At 65.3% G+C, this 13,616-nt stretch carries 13 protein-coding genes and 1 tRNA gene; 7 read left to right on the top strand and 7 right to left on the bottom strand.

Going from position 1 to position 13,616, the window contains the following annotated elements:
* Positions 1-228: 228 nt before the first annotated feature.
* The 3 genes from rsfS to AC07AB_RS24465 all read left to right on the top strand — a co-directional run bounded on the left by rsfS (position 229) and on the right by AC07AB_RS24465 (position 1,491).
* Complete coding sequence (rsfS, locus tag AC07AB_RS24475; RefSeq protein WP_478570436.1) at positions 229-669, top strand: ribosome silencing factor; 441 nt, start codon at positions 229-231, stop codon at positions 667-669.
* Complete coding sequence (locus AC07AB_RS24470) at positions 666-1,319, top strand: histidine phosphatase family protein (RefSeq protein WP_478570585.1); 654 nt, start codon at positions 666-668, stop codon at positions 1,317-1,319. The genes rsfS and AC07AB_RS24470 overlap by 4 nt, the downstream gene beginning before the upstream one ends.
* 99 nt (positions 1,320-1,418) lie before the next feature.
* Positions 1,419-1,491, top strand: a tRNA-Ala gene (locus AC07AB_RS24465).
* 106 nt (positions 1,492-1,597) lie between these two features.
* Here the strand turns inward: AC07AB_RS24465 and AC07AB_RS24460 are convergent.
* The gene (locus tag AC07AB_RS24460; RefSeq protein ID WP_478570433.1) at positions 1,598-2,518 is read right to left on the bottom strand and encodes a helix-turn-helix transcriptional regulator; all 921 of its coding nucleotides are present in this window, start codon (positions 2,516-2,518) and stop codon (positions 1,598-1,600) included.
* Between the two features lie 105 nt (positions 2,519-2,623).
* On the opposite strand from AC07AB_RS24460, the gene AC07AB_RS24455 reads away from it, so the two are divergent.
* From AC07AB_RS24455 to AC07AB_RS24445, 3 genes are all read left to right on the top strand, one after another.
* Entirely contained in the window at positions 2,624-4,135 is a 1,512-nt protein-coding gene (locus tag AC07AB_RS24455) for an MFS transporter (RefSeq protein WP_478570430.1), read from the top strand.
* A 234-nt stretch (positions 4,136-4,369) separates the two neighbouring features.
* On the top strand, positions 4,370-4,603 hold the full coding sequence (locus tag AC07AB_RS24450; RefSeq protein WP_030876850.1) for a hypothetical protein: 234 nt from the start codon (positions 4,370-4,372) through the stop codon (positions 4,601-4,603).
* Positions 4,604-5,003: 400 nt separating this feature from the next.
* Positions 5,004-5,774, top strand: coding sequence for a multicopper oxidase domain-containing protein (locus AC07AB_RS24445; RefSeq protein WP_478570427.1), 771 nt, complete (start codon positions 5,004-5,006; stop codon positions 5,772-5,774).
* Positions 5,775-6,064: 290 nt separating this feature from the next.
* Here AC07AB_RS24445 and AC07AB_RS24440 read toward each other — a convergent pair whose 3' ends face one another.
* Both AC07AB_RS24440 and AC07AB_RS24435 read right to left on the bottom strand, forming a co-directional pair.
* The gene (locus tag AC07AB_RS24440) at positions 6,065-6,994 is read right to left on the bottom strand and encodes a radical SAM/SPASM domain-containing protein (RefSeq protein ID WP_478570424.1); all 930 of its coding nucleotides are present in this window, start codon (positions 6,992-6,994) and stop codon (positions 6,065-6,067) included.
* A gap of 375 nt (positions 6,995-7,369) precedes the next feature.
* Entirely contained in the window at positions 7,370-7,567 is a 198-nt protein-coding gene (locus AC07AB_RS24435; protein ID WP_478570422.1) for a hypothetical protein, read from the bottom strand.
* A 75-nt stretch (positions 7,568-7,642) separates the two neighbouring features.
* On the opposite strand from AC07AB_RS24435, the gene AC07AB_RS24430 reads away from it, so the two are divergent.
* A complete protein-coding gene (locus AC07AB_RS24430; protein WP_478570419.1) occupies positions 7,643-8,854 on the top strand; it encodes a helix-turn-helix transcriptional regulator in 1,212 nt (403 codons plus the stop codon).
* Between the two features lie 147 nt (positions 8,855-9,001).
* Here the strand turns inward: AC07AB_RS24430 and AC07AB_RS24425 are convergent, their stop codons facing one another.
* The 4 genes from AC07AB_RS24425 to AC07AB_RS24410 form a co-directional block, all read right to left on the bottom strand.
* Entirely contained in the window at positions 9,002-9,307 is a 306-nt protein-coding gene (locus AC07AB_RS24425; RefSeq protein ID WP_478570417.1) for an HNH endonuclease, read from the bottom strand.
* A gap of 150 nt (positions 9,308-9,457) precedes the next feature.
* Positions 9,458-10,315, bottom strand: a complete 858-nt coding sequence (locus AC07AB_RS24420; RefSeq protein ID WP_478570414.1) for a major capsid protein — start codon at positions 10,313-10,315, stop codon at positions 9,458-9,460.
* A gap of 26 nt (positions 10,316-10,341) precedes the next feature.
* Positions 10,342-10,692, bottom strand: coding sequence for a hypothetical protein (locus AC07AB_RS24415; RefSeq protein ID WP_478570411.1), 351 nt, complete (start codon positions 10,690-10,692; stop codon positions 10,342-10,344).
* A gap of 1,161 nt (positions 10,693-11,853) precedes the next feature.
* Entirely contained in the window at positions 11,854-13,572 is a 1,719-nt protein-coding gene (locus tag AC07AB_RS24410; protein ID WP_478570408.1) for a recombinase family protein, read from the bottom strand.
* Positions 13,573-13,616: the final 44 nt, after the last annotated feature.

The raw sequence follows: 13,616 nt of genomic DNA, 5'->3' as shown, positions 1-13,616 counted from the left end.
CCGTCGCCAACCCGGTTGGTAGGGGCAATGTAGAAGATGTGTGGCCCCCCCCTGGTGGCCGCGCGGACGGCACCCCCCCCCCTTCTCCCAACCCCGTCGTACGGGCCGGGGGACGCGGACACGCGGGGCGGCGGGGCGGCCGGCGGGAGCGTGGCGCGCGGCGGCGGGGCGGTCGGCGGAGCGTGAGACCCTTGACGGGTACCTGATTCCCGATCGAAAGCTTGGCCAGTGACCGCCACGGACCGCTCCATCGAGCTCATCAAGGCCGCCGCACAGGCGGCCGCCGACAAGCTCGCGCACGACATCATCGCGTACGACGTCAGCGACGTACTGTCGATCACCGATGCCTTCCTGCTGGCCTCGGCGCCCAACGACCGCCAGGTCAAGTCGATCGTCGACGAGATCGAGGAGCGGCTGAACAAGGAGCTCGGCGCCAAGCCGGTGCGCCGCGAGGGCGACCGCGAGGCCCGCTGGGTGCTCCTCGACTATGTCGACATCGTCGTACACGTACAGCACAGCGAGGAGCGTGTCTTCTACGCCCTCGAACGGCTGTGGAAGGACTGCCCGCAGATCGAACTGCCCGCCGACGCCGTCGCGACCGCGGGCAAGGCCGAGGAGCACGCCAAGACGCTCGCCGTGGAGGACGACCGGGACGGTGAGCTGAGCTGAACGGCACCAATGGCGGCCGGGGCCGCCGGATCGTCCTGTGGCGGCACGGTCAGACCCTCTGGAACCTGGAGCGCCGTTTCCAGGGCTCCACGGACATCGAGCTGACCGAGACCGGCGGCGAGCAGGCCCGCCGGGCCGCCCGGCTGCTGGCCGCGCTGCGCCCGGACGCGATCGTCGCCTCCGACCTGCGGCGGGCCGCGGCGACGGCGGCGGAGCTGGCAGCCATCACCGGCCTGGAGGTCGCCCACGACGCCCGGCTGCGCGAGACCTTCGCCGGTGCGTGGCAGGGGCTCACGCACGAGGAGATCCTCGCCCGCTTCGGCGAGCAGTACACCGCGTGGAAGCGCGGCGAGGCGGTCCGCCGCGGCGGCGGCGAGCTGGAGACCGAGGTCGCTGAGCGGGCCGCCCCGGTCGTACTCGACCACGCCGAGAAACTGCCCGACGGCGGCACGCTCGTCGTCGTCAGCCACGGCGGCACGATCCGCACCACCATCGGCCGGCTGCTCGGCCTGGACCCGCGCACCTGGGAGTCGCTCGGCGGCCTCTCGAACTGCTGCTGGTCCGTGCTGGGCGAGGGCGCGCGCGGCTGGCGGCTCCAGGAGCACAACGCCGGGACGCTCCCCGAGCCGGTCCTCGGCGACGACGACTGAGCGGCCGCCGGGCCCGGATTTCACATCCGGGCAGGTCGCAGGCTAAAGTTCATCTTGTTCGCGGAACGGCGGGGGAAGCCCCGAGGGCCGCAGAACAGCGGGGCTATAGCTCAGTTGGTAGAGCGCCTGCATGGCATGCAGGAGGTCAGGAGTTCAATTCTCCTTAGCTCCACAGTTCGGAAGATCCCGTCCCTCTGACAGAGGGACGGGATCTTCTGTCGTTGCGGGCGAGGCGGCCGCGCCGCATGGCCGGACCGGCCCCGGCCCCGGCCCGCCGCTTAGAGGGCGAGTGCGGCCCGTATCTCCGACAGCGGGCGCGCGTGCGCCGGGCAGCCGATGAGCGGGTCCTCGATCGAGCACACCTTGCCGATCAGCTCGCGGCTCTCCTCGTCGTGCGGTGTGTAGACCACGATCCGGGTCTCCGGTACGCCGCCCACCGCCAGCGAGGTCGAGTTCAGCCGGACCTCGCCGACCGTGGCGTGGCGGAAGACCTTTATGCGGGGGCCGGGCGGGGCGACGTCCCCGTTCTCCCACAGCCGGGCGAAGGTCTCGCTGGCCCCCGACAGCCTCTCGATGAAGCTCTCCCAGGCGGGCTCGCCCACATGGCAGCCGTACGTCGCGCGCAGCGTCGCCACGAGGAATGGCAACTCCTCGGCGTGGTTCAGGTACGGGTTGCAGCACGCGGGCTGGGTGAACAGCTGCCACAGCACGTTCCCGCCCCGGCCGGAGACGCTGTACACGGCGGGGAAGAGGCCGCGGTAGGTGGCGTTCGTGGCCAGGATGTCGTAGCGGGCGTTGTAGACGACGGCGGGGAGCCCGTCGAGGGAGTCGATGATGCCCTGCACCTCGGGGCCCGCCGCCTGTGCGTCGCCCTGGCGGTCGCGTACGTACGGCACCTCGGCGAGGTGGTAGAGGTGCACGCGCTCGGTACGGTCGAGCCGGAGCGTACGGGCGATGGCGTCCAGCACCTGGATGCTGGCGTTGATGGGCCGCCCCTGCTCCAACCACGTGTACCAGGTGACGCCGACGCCGGAGAGCTGGGCGACCTCCTCGCGGCGCAGGCCCGGCGTGCGGCGGCGCAGCCCCGCGGGCATGCCCACGTCTGCCGGGGTGACCCGGGCCCGCCGACTGCGCAGGAAGGCGGCCAGCTCGGGCCTGCGGCGTCCGGTCGTCGTCGCCATCGTCGTCACGTCCCCCATCGTCGTCCGCCGTCTGCTCTGCGTCCCGAGTGCTGCCTGGTGCTGTCGGTACCAGCATCGGCGGGCTCTCGTGACCCGGGTCCGAGCCGGATCAGTATCGGACGCATGACCGATATCTACGTTCCAATTCCGGTGGCCGGACCGAGGGCCAGTAAAGACGACGGCACTGACAATCGACACCGAGGAGCCGGGGCGCGGCAGCCGCCGCGACGCCGGCCGCCGCGCCCCGGCCGGCTGCTGGCCATCGTGCTCACCGGCCAGTTCATGGCGCTCCTCGACGCGTTCATCGTGAACGTGGCGGCCCCCGCCATCCGCACCGACCTGCACGCCTCGGGCTCCGGGCTGGAGTTGGTCATCGCCGGCTACACCATCGCGTACGCGGTGCTGCTGATCACCGGCGCGCGGTGCGGCGCCCGGTACGGGCACGGGCGGGCCTTCATGGCGGGGCTCGCGGTCTTCACGGCCGCCTCGCTCGCCTGCGGGCTGGCAGGCGGCACCGGGCAGTTGATCGCGTACCGCTTCGTCCAGGGCGCGGGCGCCGCCCTGATGCTGCCGCAGGTCCTGAGCCTCATCCAGCGTACGTACACGGGAAGTTCGCGGACGCGGGCCCTCGGCGCGTACTCGGCCGTGCTCGCCTCCGGCGCCGCGGCCGGGATGGCGGTGGGCGGCCTGCTGGTCAGCGCGGACCTCTTCGGGATGGGCTGGCGCCCGGTCTTCCTGGTGAACGTGCCGATCGGGCTGGCGTTGCTCGTCCTCGCGCCGAAGGCGCTGCCGAGCGAGCGGGACGAGCCAGGGGAGCGGGCGGAGGGCGTCCGGCGCGGCTTCGGCCTGCCGGGCCTGGTGCTGCTCGCCGCGGCGGTGATGGCGCTCACGGTGCCGCTGGTGCTGGGGGAGGAGCAGGGCTGGCCGCTGTGGGGCTGGATATCGCTGGCCGGGAGCGCGGTGCCGGCGGCGGTCTTCGCGGTGTACGAGTCCCGGCTCGCGCGGCGCGGCGGTGCGCCGCTGATAGCGCCGCGGGTGCTGCGGGCTCCGGGGATGCCGCTGGCCATTGCCCGTATCGGTCTGGCCATGGCGCTGAACGCGGGCTTCCTCTTCACCCTGATGCTCCATCTGCAGAGCGGCCTCGGGTACAGCGCGCTGCGGGCCGGGCTGAAGTTCGTGCCCATCTCGGTGGCCTTCGGCGTGATCGGGCTCAACTGGCGGCGGCTCCCGGAGCGATGGCACGGGGCGCTGGCGCCGGTGGGGTTCCTGCTCGCGGCCGGCTCGCTCGCCGGGGTCGGGCTGGCGCTGCGCGACGGCGGCAGCGGCGGACCGGGGCTCTACGCCGCGCTGACCGGGGTCGGCGCCGGGGTGGGGGCCGCGTACAGTCCGACGCTCACCAGGGCGCTGGCCGCGATACGGCGCCAGGACGCCGCGGACGCCAGCGGCGTCCTGGTGACGACCGCTCAGCTCGGGTTGCTGGCAGGCGTGGCCGTCTTCGGTGCGGTCTTCCTCGGTGGGACGGGGGCGGCTCTGGGGGCGCGTTCGTCCGCCCACGCGCTGTGGGTGACCGCCCTCGCGCTGGCCGGTACGGCGGTGGCCGCCGCGGGTGCGGGCCTGCTGCGACGGCGGCGCTGACCTCGTAGCCGGCGCATGGCAGAATCGGACGGCCGGAGGTGGACGGGGTCGAAGGGGAGGGAAGGTGACATGTCGGCGCGCATTCTTGAGGAGGACGGTGCAAGTGGTGCCCTTCTCGCGTCGGCTGCCCCCGATCGCCCGCTCAGCCGGTCCGGACGGCGGGCCCAAGTGCCCGGCGACCGCGGCGGAGTGCCCTATGGGTGTGCGGCCCGCGGCCACACCTGGAGCTGACTGATGGGTGCACACAGCCGGAAGTGCGACTGGTGCGGCAGTGGAACGCCGATCGTCCGTGACATGGAGCCGCTCAACTCCTCCTACCAGTACTGGTGTGTGGAGTGCGCGCGGGCGCTGATCATAAAGGGCGACCCGATCGAGACATACCGGGAGCTGGAGGGCGAGCCGATCTATGGACGGCTGCTCGACGAGCACTGCGCGCTGAAGCGTTTCTACTCCTTCGCGACGGCCTGACGCGGCTTCATGCCGGCCTGGTCCGCCGATGCGACGGACTGACGCTGCTCCGCGACGGCCTGACGTTACTTCTTGGCGATGTGGCGATGTGGCGATGTGGCGGCACGGCGGCACGGCGGCACGGCGGTATGGCGGTATGGCCGTCTGGTGCTCTGACGGCCTGACGCTCCTTCTCGATGGACCGCTCCGGCTTCGCGGCTGCCTGGTCCTGACTCCGTTCCGGCATGGCCCGGCGCGATGCCTTGGTCCGAGCCTTGGCCCGAAATATCCGCGGAAGCCGGGAGTCCACCGAAAACATCGCGGAAGCCGGAACTCCCCCGGAAACTACGTGTGTTGACCGGGTAGGAGTTGCCGCCGGAAACGGTCGGCGGCACGGGGGAAGCGACACGGGGGCCACAGCGTGACCTATACGGAGATCCAACCTGCCCAGAACCCGGCGGACGCCGGGGACGCCACGGAGACCGCCAAGCGGGAGGCCGCGGCGGAACTCACACCGTTCATCGACGCCTTGCCCATACCGCCGGCGCTGCGCCCGGGCCGGCAGGAGGCGTTGGACGGCATCGACATCGATCTGACGACGACCTGGGTCCGGCTGCACTCGCAGCTGCCGCCGACCAAGGTGTGGGCCTACGGGGGCCACTACCCGGGGCCGACCATCGACGTCCCCAGGGGGCGGCGGCTGCGCGTCCGGTGGAACAACCGGCTCGCGGGGAGCTATCCGGTGACGGCCGTGGAGGCCACGCCGAAGCAGGGCGCGCCCTCGCCGAGCGACGTCCCGGGCCGCAGCGGCGCGGAGCCGCTCGCCGACGTCGCGGCGCTGCCGCCGTGGACGGTCACCCATCTGCACGGCGCGGTGACCGGCGGCGGCAACGACGGCTGGGCGGAGAACGCGGTGTTGCCCGGCGACAGCCAGCTCGCCGAGTACCCCAACGACCACCGGGCGGCGACCTGGTGGTACCACGACCACGCATGCCCCAAGGGAGCACCAGGTTACCGCGTTGGGGCTTGCCCAGCGGATACGGACAGGAAGAGGCCCCGCCCACACGCCACGGGAACAGCGCGCAGACGGGGCCGCATAGGGGGCTGCGCTGGTCAGCGCGAGACACCTACAGGAGTCAACTCCGCTCGTAGAACCGCTAGTTGCCTTTGGTACAGCGGACCGGCCACGTGAGCCGCCCGTGCTTCGCTCGGTGCTGCCTGTTCGATCAGGTGGTGGGCTACGGCCTTGAGGTGAGCGGCCCAAACCAAGACGTGCTGCTGGGCGCTCCGGCCGCACTCCTGGGGCTCACCGGGAAGGCATAGCGGCAATTCGGGACCGACCTTGTTTGCCGCGTGCCTGATGTATCCGGCAATCGTGGCCCACTCTTCGTCAGTGCGTTGCACCGCCCTGCCTTCCGTAACCCATCGACCGAAGTCGTCCCCGTGATCGTCCATTTGTGCGCTCCTGGTGATCTCAGCGTGTTACGCGGGTGCACCGATCGTATCCACGCCTGTCACGCTGTTCACCTCTCTCGGGTCGCAGTGTCCGACCGAGGGGACGCACGGACCGCACGGACCGCACATAGGAAGGAATTGCGGAGGTGTGCACGACTGGGCACCCTCACCGTGCATCGCTGTGATCTCGGCAGTCACAGAGATCATTTGCGCGCCACACCAGATATCAGCGACGGGCTTTTCCAGTACGTTCCCGATGGTCAGGAAGCGACCGAGAACGCATGGCCACATGTCCCCGCGAGGCCCGATGGCGCATTTCTCGTGTGCGCAATGCCCGCACAGATCAGCAATGGTCGGTGCGACCCCTTTGCTTGCCCGACCGAATGCACGGGCCCGGTCGCCGCCGACTGTGCCGACGCCGAGTCCTGTCAGATCTTGTGCCGCTTCCTGCACGCGCTGTCCGTCCCGCACGGCGACGACTCCGCCCCGCAGCGGAATATCGAGCCTCAACGCCTTTTGAACGTTGGCGCGGGTCTTTTTGTGTGAGCCTCGGAGTTGGGTCACCTGGTCGTGCTCCTCGGATGTATCCGAGTAATACGACGTGGCGAGTTTGACGCCGAATTCCGTAAACGCGCCCCAAAGGTCCTCACGGATGTGCGTCATGTTTGAGAACACCTCGATACCGAGGCCCCGTCCATGCGCGTGCGCGATCAGCGTGGACAGGCTCGGGTAGAGCGTGGGTTCACCCCCGATGAACTGGATATCCAGCGTTCCCATGTCCGCAAGCTGATCAATCACGTTCAACCAGTCCTGCACGGTCATGGTCCCATGTGTTCCCTTGGGCCCGCTGTCCGCGTAGCAGTGATCGCAGAACTCATTGCAGAGTCCTGTAACCTCCAGCCACGCGAATAGAAGCCGGTTTCTGACAGCGCTCACCGTGTATCTCCTTCCGGCCATTGGTGTTTGGTGCCCCACCCCGGTCGGGATGCCGAAATAAGCGGGTTGGAGATTCGGCTACGTCCGGCAGGGGCGGGGGTCCATAATCGACCCATTGCGGCCAGTGCAGGCAGCAATGTACTGAATGCCGCCACGACCAAGACGAACACCGACCAACCAAGGCGGAGAGCATGGCGCGTTAGACGCGCTTCACGTTGGCTGGTGAAGTCAGCCATTCAAGGCCGCCCCCTTCCGGCCGGATGAATGCGGTAGGGCGTTTCCGCCGGTCGCCAGGTGGATCGTTTGGGTCTTCGAAATCCTTGATCACATCGCACAGAATTCCGACGTTTCCGGCACTGTCTTCAACGCGTTCGCCCACATCTTGCGTGGTAACCATCAGTGGCCCTCAGGGTGCTCTTTCATCAGGTTGTTGCAATCGGCCACGGTGGTCATATCGCCGAAAGTCCGCGCCCGATGTCGCACGTTCGCCAGTTCCGCGCACCCGGCGCAGCCTTCAACCGGCACCGGCTCCAATTCGGCCGTCCGGCCCGGCAGTGTCACCGGTCCCGTGCTGTACCTCGTCGGCTCCGTCATGGGGAACAGCGTCTGACCGAGGCTGATCTACGGCTAGCGGCCCCGTGTCGGCCAGCTGTCGGCCAGACTTGCCCCATGGTGAGCAGCATCGGGGCCAACATCCGGCGTGAGCGTGAGCGGCATGGGTGGAGTCAGGCGCGCCTAGCTCGGGAGGTCTGCCGGGCTGCTGGCATCAAGGGCGAACCAGTCGGCCGACAGGAGATCAGTCGATGGGAGACGGGGAAGCGCACCCCGCGCGAATGGCTGCCCTTCCTTGCTGCTGCCCTCGGCGTACCCGTGGATGCGCTTACAGCGCCACAGATGCCCGCTGAGCCGCCTTTGCCGACGCTGGCCGACTTCCTTCCCGACCAGGACCCTCTAGCGCCTCTCAGCGGCCACACAGGGGGCCGTGTCGGCGTGGCCCAAGTGCAAGACCTGCAACAACGGGTGCATGGCCTACGGCTCGCCGATGACTTCCTGGCCGGTGGGGACCTCATGAGGCCAGCGTTGCGCGAACTTAGAAAAGTTGTTCGAATGTTTCGGCAGGCCAGCCACGGCGAACTGATTGGGCGTCAACTCCTCGTTCAAATAGGCGAGTTGGCGCAAATCACTGGTTGGATCGCCAGTGATGCCGGACGGCACGAGGAAGCCGAACGCGTATACCGCCTGGGTCTCAGTGCAGCGACGCAAGCCGAGGACCAGGCGCTAGCGGGGAACCTTGCCGGGTCGCTGGCATATCAACTTACCAATATTGGCAGGGTAGTTGAGGGGGTTGGCCTTGCCCGCGCAGCTCTCGACGGGGCCGGGCCGAAAGCTCCGCCGAAAGCCCGTGCGCTGTACCTAGATCGGGTGGCATGGGCACACACGAAAGCAGGTGGGACGGAGAATGCGCAGCATGCAATGCGTGCCCTCGGGGAAGCATCCGAGGCGCTGAGCGAATGCGGGGAAGAAAGCGATTCACCGGCCTACCTCTATTGGGTGAACGCCGGAGAGTTGCAAGTCATGGAATCCCGCGTCTATACCGAATTGCACCGACCCCTTCGAGCCGTTCCCCTGCTGTCTGAAGTACTCAGCCGGTACGACGTGACGCACACGAGGGAATTGGCCCTTTACCTCTCGTGGCTCGCTGTGGCCTACGCCGACGCAAACGAACCCGAAGAGGCAGCGGCGACAGCCGAAAGGGTCATCAGTCTTTCCGCAGGAATCGCCAGCGAGAGAACGGCTGAACGAGTCCGGGTTGTGTTGGCACGGTTGACCGAATACGCTGATGTTCCCGAGGTGCGGGCAGTGCTGGATAGCGCGACCTGAGCTTATATGGCTGCCGGGCTGCCTTTCTTCAAGGCGATCACAGACCAAAAGCAAAACTTCCAGACCCGTACACGAACAAGGCTGCTATTGGCCCCCGGCTGGGGGGAATTCCAAAAGGGAGTCACCCCCCACCAAAGGAATTCTGTTTCACTCGGCGTCGCCCGCAACGGATGAATTCTCGCTCTCAGTAAGAGCAATTCTCCGCAACATCAATTCGCGCATTGAGCCTTGAGCTTCGCGCTTTCGCTCACGCGCAGGACGCTTGGCATTGGCAGCGAACGCACCCTCACGCGCCGACTTCCGAGCATGGTGAAAGCGGCACAGCGCTTGAAGGTTCGACGCGTCGTGATCGTCGCCCGCAATGATGTGGTCAACGTCCGTCGCGGGCATGCCGCACAGAGCGCCGGTATCGACACGCACCCACTGGCATAGCCAGCGGTCGCGCTCCAACACGTGCGCGCGCCGCGTACGCCAGTCAGCGGGCAGCCTATCCCTACGGGTAGAACCCGCCCACGAACCCCGCCCCGTCATACCACCGCACCCCCATAAGGAATGTGCGCCCCCACGTGAAAGGGGGCCCACGGGAATTGGGCCCCCAGGTGTCTACTTGCTGGCGGGCAGCTTGAACGCAATTATTCGGTTCGCGTCGATAACAGTCGAACCGCAGAAAGCGTCCACAATGGATACGTCTGACTTCACATCAGGCGAAAAGTCAACGGTTGCCCGGAGCGCGTACCCATTGTAGTCCTGTGAGCGGGACTTCCCCCCACCGCCAGCGGGTGCAGGAGCACGAACGGCTAGCGCAAACGCTGTCCGCTCATATGCGATAGCGCCGACAAGATGCGGGGAAACAATGACGCGGAACCCGAACAGCGTACCCATCTCCGCACGGGTGAGCATCGTGGCATCACCAGATGTGTCTACGCGCTGAAGCTGTTCAACATCAAATAGCGCCTGCTGCACATCCGGCCCAACTGCTAGAAATCGCTCGCCCGGAGCAATCTCTCGCCGTGTAAATTCAGCAGCGGCAGCAGTAATGGCGCGTATAGGTGCTGCCGAATCAATGACCTGAGCCTTAGCGGAAGTGCTTTGCTTATTTAGGAGCGTTGCCAGGTTTTTCTCGATATAGCGAGAAACGGAATCAAGTTGCGGAGTAAGGACCTGGGCCCCGAAATCGACGATACTCAGGGTCATGTCCCTGGATGTTAGCTTGGCGGCGTCGGTAGGCTCGTCGGTCAGCTCGACGTACGCAACACCTTCCTCAACATTCACATACTCAGTACTACCGCTATAGTTCCGTGCGGTCCGCTGCTTCGGCAAGCGAATACCCACCCGTGAACCTCGTCCGCCGATAAATCCGGCCTCGGCGTCACGGTACACAGTCGCGCCCAGGACGCTATTGTACGAGAGGAGACCTAGGGAGGCACTCACCACTTGGTCAATATCGAATTCGTTGTCCATAGTAGATACCTATTTCAGGATAGTTGTCAGCGATTCCGCTGAGTAATTTGGGTCGCGAGAGATTCGGGAATCATGGCGGGCCGGTTGGCCGCGTCCGCAATTCCGCGCATGTCGGTCTCGATCTGATGTTTCGCCCGAGGAGCAACAGCGGGTGCTTTTCCGGAGTTGTCATAAGTGCGTTTGATTATCTCGCTGGGGGAGTTGGCCACCTTATGGGCGACATCCGCCATGGCTGCGCTGATAGTCTCACCCAATTTCGGCCCGAACACCTTATCCAGCAGGGGGCGCGGCGGAATTAGTTTGTGCTGCCTGTAGTAACGCACCAACTGTGCGTGGACGCGCCCTTCAAATAGCGCGGCGGTATCAGGGTCGTCCATCGTTAACCTTCACGGTGATTCCCTGTGCCATGGCGACGGTGCAAGCGTTAGCGCCCAATTCTTCCGCGCTGTCACCGATGAGCAATTCAACGAGATTGACCGGTAGGCCGGAAGCCTTGGCGGCGTACTCGTGATCGGAAGCCGTAAGCATTAATGGTGCCTCTCGACGGGTAGCACCTAGTAACGTTACTAGGTGCTTGGAATGCAGAAAGGCCCCGCTAAGCGCCTGATCTGATGCAGAGATCAAGACGCCCAACGGGGCCAAGCCAGTAAATACGGGTTTTGACGACAACGTATTTATACCGACAACGGCGAATGCATAGCACCAGAGTCGGTGTGGCATGCGCCGAAGAATTAAATGGGCTCACGCTGCATCCGTGAGTAGGTTAAGGACCGGCTGTGTGGTTCCTCAGCGAGGCACGCGCTCAACCCGGGGGAGAGGTGGGGAGTCAGAGCGTGCGCGCCGTACGAGGGGTGCGCGGACCACCGAGTAAATGTGCGGCACTCACCCTCTACCTATACGTGAGTGAGTGAGTTAAGCGCCGGGGCCGTGTAGAGAATGCAGAACTGACCTACACTCCAGCTTCTCTATAGAACCCCTTAAGGCAAACTCAAATGACGTACAGAACTACACTAGCTACATTCCCGCTGGTCAGAACGTCGCCGAATTGCGGAGAAGTGTAGAAAGCGGCGGCGGCAACCCCCTGTGCTGCTGATGGTGCCGACGCGACGGCTACCGTGTATTACCGCACGGACACATAACGGAGTCGCTATGCCGTGTGCATGTCACTTGAGGACGAAAAAGGAATCCCCGTCCGAAGCGATTGCCGGACGGGGTGACGCTGGCTGGTCGGTGCGTTGCCCCCCCGCCGTGTGCCGACACAGAAAAGGACCCTTTCCCGCGTCCGGGGAAGGGTCCTGCTCCCGACCTACGCCCCTGACAGGACTAGCGGTCACGTGATCGCACGGCATGCCTCCTGGGGTCCGATTGAACAGCAGGAGCTACCCGCCGAACCGGTCCCCAGGGGGAGAGCGCTGCGAGCCTAGCGGCGCACGTGAGGGTGAGGGTGCAGTTTGGCCCTGTACGGCCGTCTGCGGGCATGAGGAAGCCCCACCCGGCCGGGGGGGTCGGGTGGGGCTGTTCGTCGCCCAGGGGGCCGCTCAGACGGCTGTGAGGGCTTCTTCTCTCTTGCGTCGCTGTCGGCTCACCTCAACGAACTCGATTCCGGCCGCGCATGCGTTGAGCGTGTCGGGGTTCGTCTTGTCGCGCCACTCGATCTGTAGCCGCTCAGTAATTGGCGTTCTGTCGCCCGGCTTTGCTGGCGGTGTGATGGTGATGTACGTCGTTGCTGCTTCGATCAGCGCGCGCTGACCCTCAATTCCAGCTTTCTGCCATATGGCCGCCAAGGTTTCCGGGTCCATGAGTGGCGATAGGTCGGATTCTTGAGATAGGGCGTCAAGCTCACTCTTGAGTTCGGTGATCATCTCGTCTACCTGTCGTCGCAGATCCTCGAATGACGCCTCATCCATGCGCCCAAGAACGAAGAACTCTTTACGCAGCTTGATTTGACGTTCGATCGCAGCATCGTACCGGGCTGTTACGTCTTGCTTCCTGGCTTCTTTCTCCGGGTCTTGGTATGACAGCCAACGCCGGGCGATTTCGTGAATGGTCGGAGATTCGGGAGAGAGTGCAAGGATGTGATTGATCCAAAGGGTCGATATTGCATCATCTACCCGTTCCCGCGTAGTGGATGTTCCCTTGCAGACCGATGGCCCCTGAGTGATACGTGCTTCACACCGGTAGTTTTTCCCGCCATTGGTCATGGGCCCGTTGCAGTAAGGGCAGTGGAGGATGCCTCCCGCCGTCGTTTTATTCTGGCGTTGACCCCGGCCTGTACCCCTGGCTTTTCCTTTTCCTCTGCCCTTCCCTGTGCGCCCCGCAAGGATGGCTTGGATCTTTATCCATTCCGCATAAGTAACTACGCCTTCACCGCAACTGATCGGTTGCCCCGTGTCATTCAGTAGCGGGTCTGCGCGCTTAACCCATTTGTCGAGTGGGTTTCCATCCTTGTCACGCACCCGCTCGCGGTTCGGCACTAGTCCAGCCCAAGAGGGGGAGTGGGCAAGGTGAATGATTGTCTGCGCGCGCCATGGTCGCCCCTTGCGAGTTCGTTTCGCTTCCGCATTGAGGGTTTCGGCAATCTTTTGCGGCACCATGTATGCGAGCAGCATTTCGGCGATGCGCCGGGCGAGCGGGTATTCGTGGTTTCGCTTGAGCTTCTTCGATCCCTTGGGCGACTCAAGGCCGAAAGGGGTCACTCCGCCGTGCCAGTTACCCTCGCGCTTGAATTCGTCGGAGCTTGATTGCGTCCGCTCTGTTATTCCCTTGGCTTCTTCGCGTGCATGGTCAGCGAGGATGCCGAATACGATACGCATCCCTGTTTGCGAGGAGTCGAGACCTTCACTGACCGATACGATGCGCGCCTGTCGCTTTTCGAAGTCGTCTATTTGGCGATCAACGGCCCCCATGCCTCGGCGCGAGAGTCGGTCTGTGCGCCATACGTAGAGCGTTTTGGAATGTCCCGCGTGTACGGCATCCGTGGCGCGCTCAAATTCCTCACGCCGAATGTGTGCCTTGCTTGCGCTCTTTTGCTCAAACCAGACATGCCGAATGGCTTTCCCTTCCTCGCGGGCGCGTCGGCATATGTCTCGCACGTGGCCGCGCAGCGAAGTAAGAGTGTCCTTTTTCTTTGACCGCCGAATGTATGCCTCAGCTAGGCGTAGGGGGTCGCCAATTGCTCGCTCCCAAATGCCAAGTTCTTTGAGTTCGTCATCCTCGAACCCGAGGGCGCGCAGCGCGGGGAGATCTTCCCGTTCCATCAGTCATCCGTCCGCCGAAGTCGTACCGCCCTCGGCTTGGGGTG

This window comes from Streptomyces sp. NPDC044033, assembly GCF_056434425.1.
Note: the sequence above shows the minus strand (reverse complement) of the source record. Positions and strands in the feature narration are given on the sequence as shown.

Coding starts and splice junctions, on each gene's coding strand:
- AC07AB_RS24450 (WP_030876850.1), top strand. CDS start 4,370: ATGGGTGCACACAGCCGGAAGTGCGACTGGTGCGGCAGTGGAACGCCG.
- AC07AB_RS24415 (WP_478570411.1), bottom strand. CDS start 10,692: ATGGACGACCCTGATACCGCCGCGCTATTTGAAGGGCGCGTCCACGCA.
- AC07AB_RS24440 (WP_478570424.1), bottom strand. CDS start 6,994: ATGGCCGGAAGGAGATACACGGTGAGCGCTGTCAGAAACCGGCTTCTA.
- AC07AB_RS24410 (WP_478570408.1), bottom strand. CDS start 13,572: ATGGAACGGGAAGATCTCCCCGCGCTGCGCGCCCTCGGGTTCGAGGAT.
- AC07AB_RS24435 (WP_478570422.1), bottom strand. CDS start 7,567: ATGACGGAGCCGACGAGGTACAGCACGGGACCGGTGACACTGCCGGGC.
- AC07AB_RS24460 (WP_478570433.1), bottom strand. CDS start 2,518: ATGGGGGACGTGACGACGATGGCGACGACGACCGGACGCCGCAGGCCC.
- AC07AB_RS24430 (WP_478570419.1), top strand. CDS start 7,643: ATGGTGAGCAGCATCGGGGCCAACATCCGGCGTGAGCGTGAGCGGCAT.
- AC07AB_RS24455 (WP_478570430.1), top strand. CDS start 2,624: ATGACCGATATCTACGTTCCAATTCCGGTGGCCGGACCGAGGGCCAGT.
- AC07AB_RS24420 (WP_478570414.1), bottom strand. CDS start 10,315: ATGGACAACGAATTCGATATTGACCAAGTGGTGAGTGCCTCCCTAGGT.